At 70.7% G+C, this 12,097-nt stretch carries 13 protein-coding genes; 5 read left to right on the plus strand and 8 right to left on the minus strand.

The window, feature by feature from the left end:
- Window positions 1-6: 6 nt before the first annotated feature.
- Complete coding sequence (locus ACWC94_RS13315; protein ID WP_450796638.1) at window positions 7-639, minus strand: sulfite oxidase-like oxidoreductase; 633 nt, start codon at window positions 637-639, stop codon at window positions 7-9.
- Between the two features lie 174 nt (window positions 640-813).
- On the opposite strand from ACWC94_RS13315, the gene bfr reads away from it, so the two are divergent.
- On the plus strand, window positions 814-1,296 hold the full coding sequence (gene bfr / locus ACWC94_RS13320; RefSeq protein ID WP_450796639.1) for a bacterioferritin: 483 nt from the start codon (window positions 814-816) through the stop codon (window positions 1,294-1,296).
- Window positions 1,297-1,303: 7 nt separating this feature from the next.
- Here bfr and ACWC94_RS13325 read toward each other — a convergent pair whose 3' ends face one another.
- The 3 genes from ACWC94_RS13325 to ACWC94_RS13335 all read right to left on the minus strand — a co-directional run bounded on the left by ACWC94_RS13325 (window position 1,304) and on the right by ACWC94_RS13335 (window position 4,633).
- Window positions 1,304-1,552, minus strand: a complete 249-nt coding sequence (locus tag ACWC94_RS13325; protein ID WP_450796640.1) for a (2Fe-2S)-binding protein — start codon at window positions 1,550-1,552, stop codon at window positions 1,304-1,306.
- 140 nt (window positions 1,553-1,692) lie between these two features.
- The gene (locus ACWC94_RS13330) at window positions 1,693-3,042 is read right to left on the minus strand and encodes a class II 3-deoxy-7-phosphoheptulonate synthase (RefSeq protein ID WP_450796641.1); all 1,350 of its coding nucleotides are present in this window, start codon (window positions 3,040-3,042) and stop codon (window positions 1,693-1,695) included.
- A 118-nt stretch (window positions 3,043-3,160) separates the two neighbouring features.
- Window positions 3,161-4,633, minus strand: coding sequence for a hypothetical protein (locus ACWC94_RS13335; RefSeq protein ID WP_450796642.1), 1,473 nt, complete (start codon window positions 4,631-4,633; stop codon window positions 3,161-3,163).
- A 101-nt stretch (window positions 4,634-4,734) separates the two neighbouring features.
- On the opposite strand from ACWC94_RS13335, the gene ACWC94_RS13340 reads away from it, so the two are divergent.
- Window positions 4,735-4,791, plus strand: a complete 57-nt coding sequence (locus ACWC94_RS13340; protein ID WP_078493144.1) for a trp operon leader peptide — start codon at window positions 4,735-4,737, stop codon at window positions 4,789-4,791.
- Between the two features lie 93 nt (window positions 4,792-4,884).
- On the plus strand, window positions 4,885-6,741 hold the full coding sequence (locus ACWC94_RS13345; protein WP_450796643.1) for an anthranilate synthase family protein: 1,857 nt from the start codon (window positions 4,885-4,887) through the stop codon (window positions 6,739-6,741).
- A 17-nt stretch (window positions 6,742-6,758) separates the two neighbouring features.
- Here ACWC94_RS13345 and ACWC94_RS13350 read toward each other — a convergent pair whose 3' ends face one another.
- The 4 genes from ACWC94_RS13350 to ACWC94_RS13365 form a co-directional block, all read right to left on the minus strand.
- Window positions 6,759-7,787 (minus strand): 6-phosphofructokinase, encoded by a 1,029-nt coding sequence (locus ACWC94_RS13350; RefSeq protein ID WP_450796644.1) that lies wholly within the window; start codon window positions 7,785-7,787, stop codon window positions 6,759-6,761.
- A 94-nt stretch (window positions 7,788-7,881) separates the two neighbouring features.
- Window positions 7,882-8,559, minus strand: coding sequence for a response regulator (locus ACWC94_RS13355; protein ID WP_450796645.1), 678 nt, complete (start codon window positions 8,557-8,559; stop codon window positions 7,882-7,884).
- Entirely contained in the window at window positions 8,556-9,782 is a 1,227-nt protein-coding gene (macS, locus tag ACWC94_RS13360) for a MacS family sensor histidine kinase (protein ID WP_450796646.1), read from the minus strand. Before macS ends, ACWC94_RS13355 begins: the two co-directional genes overlap by 4 nt.
- Before the next feature lie 42 nt (window positions 9,783-9,824).
- Window positions 9,825-10,568 (minus strand): lysophospholipid acyltransferase family protein, encoded by a 744-nt coding sequence (locus tag ACWC94_RS13365; protein ID WP_450796682.1) that lies wholly within the window; start codon window positions 10,566-10,568, stop codon window positions 9,825-9,827.
- 185 nt (window positions 10,569-10,753) lie between these two features.
- Here ACWC94_RS13365 and ACWC94_RS13370 point away from each other — a divergent pair, with 185 nt between their 5' ends.
- The gene (locus ACWC94_RS13370; protein WP_450796647.1) at window positions 10,754-11,533 is read left to right on the plus strand and encodes an alpha/beta hydrolase; all 780 of its coding nucleotides are present in this window, start codon (window positions 10,754-10,756) and stop codon (window positions 11,531-11,533) included.
- Window positions 11,526-12,086: a hypothetical protein gene (locus tag ACWC94_RS13375; protein ID WP_450796648.1), complete on the plus strand. Its 561-nt coding sequence runs from the start codon at window positions 11,526-11,528 to the stop codon at window positions 12,084-12,086. Before ACWC94_RS13370 ends, ACWC94_RS13375 begins: the two co-directional genes overlap by 8 nt.
- Window positions 12,087-12,097: the final 11 nt, after the last annotated feature.

A 12,097-nucleotide genomic window follows, 5' to 3' on the forward strand; every position in this document is an offset into this window, starting at 1 on the left:
GACCGGTCACAGTTCCGGGCCCTCGCCCGGTTGCTCCTGGTAGGAGTAGCGCTGTTCCTTCCAGGGGTCGCCGATGTTGTGGTAGCCGCGTTCCTCCCAGAAGCCGCGGCGGTCGGCGGTCATGTACTCCACGCCGCGGACCCACTTGGGGCCCTTCCAGGCGTACAGGTGGGGCACGATCAGCCGGACCGGGAATCCGTGTTCGGCGGTGAGGAGCTCGCCGTCCTTGTGGGTGGCGAAGATGGTGCGGTCGGAGGTGAAGTCCGACAGGCGCAGGTTCGAGCTGAAGCCGTACTCCGCCCACACCATCACGTGGGTGACGCCGGGTGCCGGCGGGGCGAGCTCGAGGATGGTGCGGGCGGGGATGCCGCCCCACTCCGCGCCGGTCATGCTGAACTTCGTCACGCAGTGCAGATCGGCCACCACGGTGGTGTACGGCAGGGCCGTGAACTCCTCGTGGTTCCAGACGTGCTTGTCGCCGTCGGCGGTGGCGCCGAAGACCCGGAACTCCCAGCGCTCGGGCCGGAACTTCGGGACGGGCCCGTAGTGCGTGACCGGCCAGCCGCGCTGGAGCCGCTGACCCGGCGGAAGCTCGGACCCTGCCGCAGCTCCAGACTCGCGCTCCACCGGATGACCCATGTATCCATCCTGACAGACCTCGGGCAGTGCCCTTGACCACCCGTCCAGGAATCGGACAAGCAGCATCAACTCAGGACTTACTTACTAAGTACGCACTTACTGGACGATCTTCGTTGCCGGTGCAATCATGCCGCCGCACCCTCTCCCGTAACCCGTGTGGAAGGAGCCGCTGCGATGCAGGGCGACCCCGAGGTCATCGAGTTCCTCAACGAGCAGCTCACCGGCGAGCTGACCGCGATCAACCAGTACTTCCTGCACGCGAAGATGCAGGAGAACTTCGGCTGGTACAAGCTCGCCAAGTACACGCGGCACGAGTCGTTCGACGAGATGAAGCACGCGGAGGTGCTCACCGACCGGATCCTGTTCCTGGAGGGGCTGCCCAACTACCAGCGGCTCTTCCACGTCCGCGTCGGGCAGACGGTGCGGGAGATGTTCGAGGCCGACCGGCAGATCGAGGTCGAGGCGATCGACCGGCTCAAGCGGGGTGTCAAGGTGATGCGTGAGAAGGGGGACATCACGTCCGCCAACATCTTCGAGGACATCCTCGCCGACGAGGAGCACCACATCGACTACCTCGACACCCAGCTGGAACTGCTGGAGAAGCTCGGTGAGGCGCTCTATCTCTCCCAGCTGATCGAGCAGCCGGAGAGCAGCTGAGCCCTAGCTAGGCCGCCTCGGGGATGTCGGCGGGCGTGCCCGCGGGGATCTCCGTCAGCACCGGCCTGCCCTGGTCGGCCAGTTCGCGGCGCGGGCAGGCGCCCCGGCCCAGGAGGGCCTGGATCCGGCGGACGCACGAGCCGCAGTCCGTGCCCGCCTTGCAGGCGGAGGCTATCTGGCGGGGGGTGCAGGCACCGTCCTGCGCGTGCTGCTTGACCTGCGCCTCGGTGACACCGAAGCAGCTGCAGACGTACACGCGGATTCACCTCCCGACGGGATCGCTCTGTGTACTGCCATCCCGTTTCCCGGTGAGGCAAACCTAACCTTACCCATCCCCCGGCATCCGCAAAAGAGGAAGGGGCGCGGATCGCGTGTGATCCGCGCCCCTTCGGACGCCTACTGGTCCCGGTACATCTCCGCGACCAGGAACGCCAGGTCCAGGGACTGGCTGCGGTTCAGCCGCGGGTCGCAGGCCGTCTCGTAGCGCTGGTGCAGGTCGTCGACGAAGATCTCGTCCCCGCCGCCCACACACTCGGTGACGTCGTCGCCGGTGAGCTCCACATGGATGCCGCCCGGGTGGGTGCCGAGCCCCTTGTGGACCTCGAAGAAGCCCTTGACCTCGTCGAGCACGTCGTCGAAGCGGCGGGTCTTGTGCCCGGAGGCCGCCTCGAAGGTGTTGCCGTGCATCGGGTCGGTCACCCAGGCCACCGTCGCGCCGGACGCCGTGACCTTCTCCACCAGCTCGGGGAGCTTGTCGCGGATCTTGTCGGCGCCCATCCGGACGATGAAGGTGAGCCGGCCCGGCTCCCGCTCGGGGTCGAGGCGGTCGATGTACCGCAGCGCCTCCTCGGCCGTCGTGGTCGGGCCGAGCTTGATGCCGATCGGGTTGCGGATCTTCGAGGCGAACTCGATGTGCGCGCCGTCCAGCTGCCGGGTGCGCTCACCGATCCACACCATGTGTCCGGAGACGTCGTACAGCTGGCCGGTGCGCGAGTCGACCCGGGTCAGGGCGGACTCGTAGTCCAGCAGCAGCGCCTCGTGCGAGGAGAAGAACTCGACGGTCTTGAACTCCTCCGGCTCGGCGCCGCAGGCCCGCATGAAGTTCAGCGCGTTGTCGATCTCCCGCGCGAGCTGCTCGTAGCGCTGGCCCGACGGGGAGGTCTTCACGAAGTCCTGGTTCCAGGCGTGCACCTGGTGCAGGTCCGCGTAACCGCCGGTGGTGAAGGCGCGCACCAGGTTCAGCGTGGAGGCGGACGCGTGGTACATCCGCTTCAGGCGCTCGGGGTCCGGGACGCGGGCGGCCTCGGTGAAGTCGAAGCCGTTGACGGAGTCGCCGCGGTAGGTCGGCAGTGTCACGCCGTCGCGGGTCTCGGTCGGCTTGGAGCGGGGCTTGGAGTACTGCCCGGCGATACGGCCGACCTTCACCACCGGCACGGAGGCCGCGTAGGTGAGGACGGCACCCATCTGGAGCAGCGTCTTGAGCTTGTTGCGGATGTGGTCGGCGGACACCGCGTCGAAGGCCTCGGCGCAGTCGCCGCCCTGGAGGAGGAACGCCTCTCCCTTGGCGACAGCCGCCATCCGGGCGCGCAGCTGGTCGCACTCGCCCGCGAAGACGAGCGGCGGATACGACTCGAGGTCCGCGATCACTGCGCGCAGAGCCTCGGGGTCGGGGTACTCGGGCTGCTGCGCCGCGGGCAGGTTTCGCCAGGTGTTGCCAGCGCTCGGGCTGGTTGCGTTCACGGTCACGTTCTCCACATTACGGGGTCACCGCACGCGTACATCCCGCGGGCTCAACAGGTGAGACGCACGGGTCCGCCGCGCGGCCTGCGCACGGCGGACCCGTCCCGGGCGTCGGCACCGGCCGTCAGTGCAGGTTCTGCACCGCCGGGTCGGTGAAACCGACGGCGAAGACCGCGCGCAGGGGGAGGTTGTCCGTCCCCTTGTAGTTCCAGCACACGTCGCTGTCGTCCGTGGCGGCCTTGAACTCGGGGTGCGCCGCTCGCAGGTCGCTGCCCGCGCAGAAGCCCTCGGTCAGCCCCCACACCTCGTCGACCTGGTCGGCGTCGAGCTTCGGCCAGTAGCTCAGGGCCTGGGGCGGGCCCGCCGCCCAGTTCCCGCCGGCCGCGCAGGGCGTCGTGGCGCGGGTGTCGCCCACCCAGGTGTGCGAGTACACCCCGGGCGCGGTGCCGCACCCCTTGTGGAAGCCGAAGTTCAGCACACCCTGGCTGTCGGTCCAGGTCATACCGCCCTGCAGGCCCCGGTAGCGGGAGGCGGCGTAGGCGTCCTGGATCACGGTTTTGCCGCCGGACATGTTGAGCAGGCCGGGGTAGGAGGAGGAGCTGGTCGGGTTCAGCTGGTAGCGCACCACCCGGGCGCCGTCGACATAGCCCTGCCACTCACCGGCGACCAGCTTGAACGGGCCGCCGCCGGTCTTGTCCAGCGAGAGCCAGGAGAAGCACAGCTGCTCGGGGTCGATGGTGTTGCCCGAGCAGTCGGACGGCGTGCCGGCCTGCTTGTAGTAGTGGACCTCCGGCAGGACGTACGGGTAGCCGCAGGCGCTGGACCGGCCGGCCCCGTCGATCCCGTAGGTGCCCACGCCGGAGCCGTAGGTGTCGACCTTGGCGAGCTTGTTGATGTCGAAGACCCGGATGCCGTTCGCGGTGTCCGTGACGTAGATGTAGTTCGCGTACCAGACGATGCCGCCGCCGTGGCCGGTCACGAACTTGAAGTTGTTGCCCGAGTCGGTGGGCTCGGCGAGCAGGACGTGGCGGTACTTGCCGGTGTCCCGGTCGAGGAAGGTCATCTTGAGCAGGTTGTTGGTCGTGCAGCCCGCGGAGTCCTCGTTGCTGAGGGTCCGGTAGTGCCAGGAGACCGCCACGACGTGCTTGCCCTGGATGGCGCCGTCACCGCCGTCGGCGGTGCCCGTGCTGCTCAGGCCCTGCGGCCACCAGTGCGGGGTGGTGTCGTCGCCGTGGGCGTTCGACCAGCACCAGGCCTTCTTGGTGCCCACCGGGGGCAGCGCCTTGGTCTCGGTGCCGGCGCAGGAGCGCATCGAGCGCAGGTTCAGCCAGCTGTCCGTCGCACCGGAGGAGTTCTTCGTGTAGTCGGTGGTGACGACGTCCGTGAGGTCGGCGTGGCTGGTGAGGCGGTTGTTGTAGAGATTGTTCGCGGCCGACACATAGCTGGTGTCGGTCAGCTTGAACTGGTCGGCGCCGAGCGAGAGCTTCGTCATCGTCGGCGCATCCACCGCCGAGGCGGGCTGGGCGGTGAGGCCGGTCAACAGCGCCGCCGTGGCCGCCATCCAGGCCAGCAGCCTGGAACCCCGTATGAATCCCATGCGTACCTTCCGTAAATGCGAATGGGACATGTCAAGTACGAAGATCGTAGCCTCCCCCGGCTTCCGGACGATCCCCTCCGGCATGGGGTAGGGTGCCGGGCATGTTCGCGCATTCGACCCGCACCTGGTGGTGGACCGCTCATCCGGCGGCCCACTGATCGCGCGTACACCAGACTTCGCGAAGGCCGCCCGAGGGGCGGCCTTCGGTGTGTCCGGGGTCGTTCCTCACCGACATCGACGGAAGAGGAACCATGGACCTGGCACAGCTCCTGCACGACGACCGCCCCTTCGCCCTGCTCCGCCGCCGCACCCCCGGCCGCGACGAACACCCGGTGGAGGTCCTGCTCGGCCCGGTGACCAGCCGCGACCGGCTCGCCGACCTGCCCGGTGAGGGCCTCGCCCTGATCCCGTTCCGGCAGATCCGCGAGCGCGGCTTCGACGTCCGCGACGACGGCACCCCCCTGCTGGTGCTGACTCCCGAGGAGTCGTACGAGATCCCCCTCGACGTGGCGCTGTCCCGGCTCCCGGCGCACGAGGTGCGCGTCGAGGGCGGCGGCTTCGACGTCGGCGACGAGGCGTACGGCGAGATCGTCGCCCGGGTGCTGGACGAGGAGATCGGCCGGGGCGAGGGCGCGAACTTCGTGATCCGGCGCACGTACCAGGGTGAGATCCCCGGGTTCGGCCGGGCCGACGCGCTCGCGCTGTTCCGGCGGCTGCTGGAGGGCGAGCGCGGCGCCTACTGGACCTTCGTCGTGCACACCGGGGACCGCACGCTGGTCGGGGCCAGCCCCGAGGTGCACGTGCGGATGTCGGGCGGAACCGTCGTCATGAACCCGATCAGCGGGACCTACCGCTATCCCGCCGAGGGGCCGACGCCGGAGCACCTGCTCGCCTTCCTCGCCGACGGCAAGGAGATCGAGGAGCTGTCGATGGTCGTCGACGAGGAGCTGAAGATGATGTGCACCGTCGGCGACATGGGCGGGGTCGTCGTCGGGCCGCGTCTGAAGGAGATGGCCCATCTCGCGCACACCGAGTACGAGTTGCGCGGGAAGTCCTCCCTGGACGTGCGGGAGGTGCTGAAGGAGACCATGTTCGCGGCGACGGTGACCGGGTCCCCGGTGCAGAACGCGTGCCGGGTCATCGAGCGGCACGAGGTCGGCGGCCGGGGCTACTACGCGGGAGCGCTGGCCCTGCTCGGCCGGGACCGCGGGGGTGCGCAGACCCTGGACTCCCCGATCCTGATCCGCACCGCCGACATCTCCGCCGAGGGACGTCTGCGCGTGCCGGTCGGCGCCACGCTGGTGCGCGGCTCGGACCCGGCGGGCGAGGTCGCGGAGACGCACGCGAAGGCGGCGGGCGTGCTGGCGGCCCTCGGGGTACGGCCGCCCCGGCCGCGCACGGAGCGGGACCGGCCCCGGCTGGCCGACGACCCGCGGGTGCGGGCGGCCCTGGACGGGCGGCGGGCCTCGCTCGCGCCCTTCTGGCTGCGGATGCAGGAACCGGCGCGGGAGCTCACCGGCCACGCCCTCGTCGTCGACGGCGAGGACACCTTCACGGCGATGCTCGCGCACGTGCTGCGGTCGAGCGGACTGGACGTCACCGTCCGGCGGTACGACGAGCCGGGGCTGCGGGCGGCGGTGCTCGCGCACGAGGGGCCGGTGGTGCTCGGACCCGGTCCCGGGGACCCCTGCGACGGGGCCGACCCGAAGATGCGCTTCCTGCGCGAGCTGGCCGCCACGGTGATCCGCGGTCACCGGCACGGCGTCCTCGGGGTCTGCCTCGGCCACGAACTGATCGCGGCCGAGCTGGGGCTGGACGTCGTCCGAAAGGAAGTCGCCCACCAGGGGGCGCAGACCACGATCGACCTGTTCGGGCGGCCGGAGACGGTCGGCTTCTACAACAGCTTCGTCGCCCGCTGCGACGAGGAGGCGGCCCGGGAACTGGCCGCGCACGGCGTGGAGGTGAGCCGGGCGGCGAACGGTGAGGTGCACGCGCTGCGCGGCCACGGGTTCGCGGGGGTGCAGTTCCACCCCGAGTCGGTCCTGACGCTGAACGGGGCAACGGTCGTACGGGAACTGGTCGGTCAGCTGCGCCGTACGACCGTGTAGCCGTCCCGGGGCTGCCGTCAGCCGAAGAACACCCCGACCTCCTCGTACAGCTTCGGGTCCACGGTCTTCAGCTTGGCCGTGGCCTCGGCGAGGGGGACGCGGACGATGTCGGTGGCCCGCAGGGCGACCATGGTGCCGAAGTCGCCGTCGCGGACGCAGTCGATGGCGTGCAGACCGAAGCGGGTGGCCAGCCAGCGGTCGAACGCGCTGGGCGTGCCGCCGCGCTGGATGTGACCGAGGACGGTGGTGCGGGCCTCCTTGCCGGTGCGCTTCTCGATCTCCTTCGCCAGCCATTCGCCGACGCCGGACAGGCGGACGTGCCCGAAGGAGTCCAGTGACTCGTCCTTGAGGACCGCGTCCCCGTCCTTCGGCATCGCGCCTTCCGCGACGACCACGATCGGCGCGTACGACGCCTTGAACCGGGAGGTGATCCAGGCGCACACCTGGTCGAGGTCGAAGCGCTGCTCGGGGATGAGGATGACGTTGGCACCGCCGGCCAGGCCGGAGTGGAGGGCGATCCAGCCGGCGTGACGGCCCATCACCTCGCAGACCAGCACGCGCATGTGGGACTCGGCGGTGGTGTGCAGCCGGTCGATGGCCTCCGTGGCGATACCGACCGCGGTGTCGAAGCCGAAGGTGTAGTCGGTGGCGGACAGGTCGTTGTCGATCGTCTTGGGTACGCCGACGCACGGCACGCCGTACTCGCCGGACAGGCGCGCGGCGACCCCGAGGGTGTCCTCGCCGCCGATCGTGATCAGGGCGTCGATCTCCTGCTTGGCCAGGTTGTCCTTGATGCGGCGGATGCCGTTCTCCGCCTTGAGGGGGTTGGTGCGCGAGGAGCCGAGGACGGTGCCGCCGCGGGGCAGGATGCCGCGCACCGCGGGGATGTCGAGGCGCACGCTGTCGCCTTCGAGAGGTCCGCGCCAGCCGTCCCGGAAGCCGACGAAGTCATAGCCGTACTCCTGCACGCCCTTGCGGACGATGGCCCGGATGACGGCGTTGAGCCCGGGGCAGTCGCCGCCTCCGGTCAGTACTCCGACCCGCATGGAAATGTCCCTTCGCCACGGTTCCCTGACACAGAGTCACGTTAGTGGTGATACGCGTCACATCGGGAGAGGCGGGAAGGGTGATTCCGGTGCGCTAGTCGTCGTCCAGGCCGCGCTCTATGGCGTACCGCACCAGCTCGACCCTGTTGTGCAGCTGGAGCTTGCCGAGGGTGTTCTGCACATGGTTCTGGACCGTGCGGTGGGAGATGACGAGGCGTTCGGCGATCTGCTTGTAGCTCAGGCCCTTGGCGACCAGCCGCAGCACCTCCGTCTCCCGGTCCGTCAGCCGGGGCGCGCCGGGCTCGTCGGTGTCGGGGGCGGGTACGGGCTCGGCGGCCAGCCGGCGGTACTCGCCGAGGACCAGTCCGGCCAGGCCCGGCGTGAACACGGGATCGCCGACGGCGGTACGGCGCACGGCGTCCAGCAGTTCCTCGGTGGAGGCCGACTTCAGCAGGTAGCCGGTCGCGCCGGACTTCACGGCCTCCAGGACGTCGGCGTGCTCACCGCTCGCCGAGAGGACCAGGACGCGCAACTCCGGGTTGTGGCCGACCAGTTCCTTGCACACCTGGACGCCGGGCTTGGCGGGCAGGTTGAGGTCCAGCACGAGGACGTCGGGGGCGGCGGCCCTGGCGCGGCGGACCGCCTGCTCGCCGTCGCCCGCGGTGGCGACCACCTCGAAGCCGGACTCGGTGAGGTCCCGGGCGACCGCGTCGCGCCACATGGGGTGGTCGTCCACCACCATGACCTTGATCGGGTCCCGCTGCTCGCTCATCGCCGCTCCGCCTTCTTCCCCCGCGCCCGTGCGGCGCCCTTCGGTACCTTCAGTTCCACTTCCGTGCCCTGCCCGGGGACGGAGACGAGTTCGGCACTGCCGCCCAGGTCGCGCAGCCGCCCGCGGATCGACTGGGCCACGCCGAGCCGGCCCTCCCCCTCGGCCTGGGCGAGCCGGCCCTCGGGGATGCCGGGGCCGTCGTCCCGGACGGTCACGACGATCTCGTCCGGCTCGTCCTCGACCAGGATCCAGGCCCGGGCCCCGGCCCCGGCGTGCTCGCGTACGTTGTCCAGGGCGGCGCCGACCGCGGCGGCCAGCTGCCGCGCGGCCGGCCGGGGCAGCTCGACCGGCGCACCGGGCTCGGCCAGGCTCACCCGGGCGCCCGCGTACGGCGCCAGCAGGGAGCGCAGATCGAGCGGGCCGTCGTCGTCGGGCTCCTCCACCGCGCGGACGAAGGCTCCCGCCGAGGCGTCCTCCGACACCCGCGAGACCGGTACCAGACCGCCGGAGACCAGCGTGCGCAGGGCCACCTCCTGCTCCCCCGCGAGCCGTCCCAGCTCGGCCGCCTCGCCGCCGATCACCGCGCCGCGCCGCTGCACCATCGCCAGCACCTGGAGCACCCCGTCGTGGATGTCCCGGGCCAGCCGCTCCCGCTCCCGGGTCGCGGCCTCGATCTCCAGCGCGCGGGCGAGGGTGCGCTCCGAGGCGCGGGCGACCTCCACGACGTAGCCGATGGCGATCGAGGCCACCCAGACCAGGATCACGTTGTGCACGGTGTCCCGGGCGGGGGTGCCCCGCTCGACCAGGTTCACGGCGGCCACGGCCGTGGAGGCGGCGGCCGCCCAGCGCCAGCCGCCCTTGAGGGCGAAGGCCAGCACCGAGCCGGCGGTCCATATCGACGGCAGCGTGGGGCCGCCGCCCATGATCCGCTCATGGTTGTCGGCGAGCGGTGTGAGCAGGATGCCGACGAGGGCGACGGTCAGGTCGGCGGCCAGGAAACGCCTGGTGCAGCTCGCCGCGTTGCGCACCCAGGGAAGGGTGGCGAGGGTCCACACGAACAGGACGGCGAAGTAGGCGACGGCGACCCAGGGGCGGGCGAAACGGGAGTACGCGGTGGCGCACAGGCCGATGGCGTACAGCATGGTCAGCACGCGGTAGCCGGTGAGCGCGCGCCACAGCGGCAGCTCGACCGACATCCTCATGACACGTTCGCGCTTGGGCATGTCCCCCGGCCCCCCGATACCCCCGGCTCCCCTGTTCCCCGCCTACCCCTGCGCCTTCTTCCCGGCTTCCTTCTCCTGGGCGTCCCTGGCCTTCTCCGCTTCCTTGGCCGCCTTCGCCACCTCCGCGATCTGCCGCTTGGCCGCCGTCGCGTACATGTCGACGTACTCCTGGCCGGAGAGCTTCATGATCTCGTACATGACCTCGTCGGTCAGGGCGCGCAGGACGAAGCGGTCGTGCTCCATGCCGTGGTAGCGGCTGAAGTCCAGCGGCTTGCCGATGCGGATGCCGGGCCGCATCAGCTTCGGCATCACCTTGCCGGGCGGCTGGATCTTCTCGGTGTCGATCATCGCCACCGGGATGACCGGCGCGCCGGTGGCGAGCGCCACGCGCGCGAGGCCGCCGGGCTTGCCCCGGTAGAGCCGGCCGTCGGGCGAGCGGGTGCCCTCCGGGTAGATACCGAACAGCTCGCCGCGTTCCAGCACCTCTATGCCGCTCTTGATCGCGGCCTCACCGGCGCCGCGCGCCCCGGAGCGGTCCACCGGGAGCTGTCCGACGCCCTTGAAGAAGGCCGCCGTCAGCCTGCCCTTGACGCCCGGGGTGGTGAAGTACTCGGCCTTCGCGATGAAGGTGACCTTGCGGTCGAGGACCGCGGGCAGGAAGAAGGAGTCCGAGAACGACAGGTGATTGCTCGCCAGGATGGCGGCGCCCTCGGCCGGTACGTTCTCCAGGCCTTCCACCCAGGGCCTGAAGGCGACCTTCAGCGGCCCTCCGATGGCGACCTTCATCGTCCCGTACAACACCCGTGTGCCTCCCGTTTCCGTCGAACAGACCTTAACCCGGAGGACCGTCAATGGACCCGACGACCCTGGTCGGTGTCAGTGCGGTCGCGTACGGTGAACCCCATCCGCGGGTTGTCCCACGCCTCCGCCCGCCACCGGTGGGGGCCCTTCCAGGAACAGGAGCGTCGAAGGTGCCGGTCCTCCCCGGAGCCGAGCCGTACCGCCACGAGGGCGGGGAGGTGGGGGTCCTCCTCTGCCACGGCTTCACCGGCTCGCCCCAGTCGCTGCGCCCCTGGGCGGAGCACCACGCGGCGCACGGCCTGACCGTGTCGCTGCCGCTGCTGCCCGGCCATGGCACCCGCTGGGAGGACATGCAGGTCACCGGCTGGCAGGACTGGTACGCGGAGGTGGACCGCGAGCTGCGCGTCCTCGCCGAGCGCTGCTCCCGGGTGTTCGTCGCGGGCCTGTCGATGGGCGGCGCCCTGGCACTCAGGCTCGCGGCCCGGCACGGCGAGCGGGTGCGGGGCGTCGTCCTCGTCAACCCGGCGAACAAGGTGCACGGCCTGTCGGCGTACGCCCTTCCGGTGGCGCGGCATCTCGTGCGGACGACGAAGGGCATCGCCAGCGACATCGCGAAGGCGGGCGCGGCCGAGCTGGGCTACGACCGGGTACCGCTACACGCGGCGCACTCGCTGCGGGTGTTCCTGCGCCGGCTGGACGGCGAGCTGCCCCAGGTCACCCAGCCGGTGCTGCTGCTGCGCAGCGCCCAGGACCATGTCGTCCCGGCGGCCGACTCGGCCCGGGTGCTGAGCCGGGTGTCGTCCACGGACGTGACGCAGACCGTGCTGGAACACAGCTACCACGTGGCGACGTTGGACGAGGATGCGGACCGGGTCTTCGAGGAGAGCCTCGCCTTCATCGGCCGGCTCGCACCCAGTCTCGGCGAGGAAGGGACGGCCAGAGTTGGCTGAGCACGAGTCCGGTCGCGAGGACCGCGAGGGCCACGAGCCGGACGAGCAGAAGGTGCCCTTCGACGAGGACGCCGCCTGGCGTGCCATCGTCGCCGGGTACGGCGAGGAGCCGCCGGATCCGCCGGGCGCCAGGCCCTTCAAGGCGGTGGAGGACCTGGCACTGCCGGAGCCGGACGACACCGGGAGCGACACCGACAAGGCGCCGGTCCGGCCGCTGGGCAGCTCGGTCTCCTTCGCGCCCGGCGTCGGCCCGCGCGACTACACGGTTCCGGAGCCCTCCGAGGACGACTTCGACGAGGACGACGAGGGGCACTTCGTCCCGCCGGAGCCGCCGCCGCTGCCGGCCGCCGACACCACGGCGAAGTTCGCCTGGCTGGGTGTCGTCGGCGGGCCGGTCCTGCTTCTGCTGGCGGTGCTGTTCGGCTGGGAGATGACCTGGTGGCTGACGACCCTCGGCATCGGCGGCTTTCTCGGCGGCTTCGCCACGCTGGTGATGCGGATGCGCACGGACGACGAGGAGGACGACGATCCGGGGAGGGGCGCCGTGGTCTGAACCCTGTACAA

This window comes from Streptomyces sp. NPDC001135 (assembly GCF_053598395.1).

What these genes read in the sequence shown, in the direction of transcription:
- ACWC94_RS13365 (WP_450796682.1), bottom strand. Translation starts at nt 10,568, where the DNA reads ATGAAGGTCGCCATCGGAGGGCCGCTGAAGGTCGCCTTCAGGCCCTGG.
- ACWC94_RS13350 (WP_450796644.1), bottom strand. Translation starts at nt 7,787, where the DNA reads ATGCGGGTCGGAGTACTGACCGGAGGCGGCGACTGCCCCGGGCTCAAC.
- ACWC94_RS13345 (WP_450796643.1), top strand. Translation starts at nt 4,885, where the DNA reads ATGGACCTGGCACAGCTCCTGCACGACGACCGCCCCTTCGCCCTGCTC.
- macS (WP_450796646.1), bottom strand. Translation starts at nt 9,782, where the DNA reads ATGCCCAAGCGCGAACGTGTCATGAGGATGTCGGTCGAGCTGCCGCTG.
- ACWC94_RS13355 (WP_450796645.1), bottom strand. Translation starts at nt 8,559, where the DNA reads ATGAGCGAGCAGCGGGACCCGATCAAGGTCATGGTGGTGGACGACCAC.
- ACWC94_RS13335 (WP_450796642.1), bottom strand. Translation starts at nt 4,633, where the DNA reads ATGGGATTCATACGGGGTTCCAGGCTGCTGGCCTGGATGGCGGCCACG.
- bfr (WP_450796639.1), top strand. Translation starts at nt 814, where the DNA reads ATGCAGGGCGACCCCGAGGTCATCGAGTTCCTCAACGAGCAGCTCACC.
- ACWC94_RS13315 (WP_450796638.1), bottom strand. Translation starts at nt 639, where the DNA reads ATGGGTCATCCGGTGGAGCGCGAGTCTGGAGCTGCGGCAGGGTCCGAG.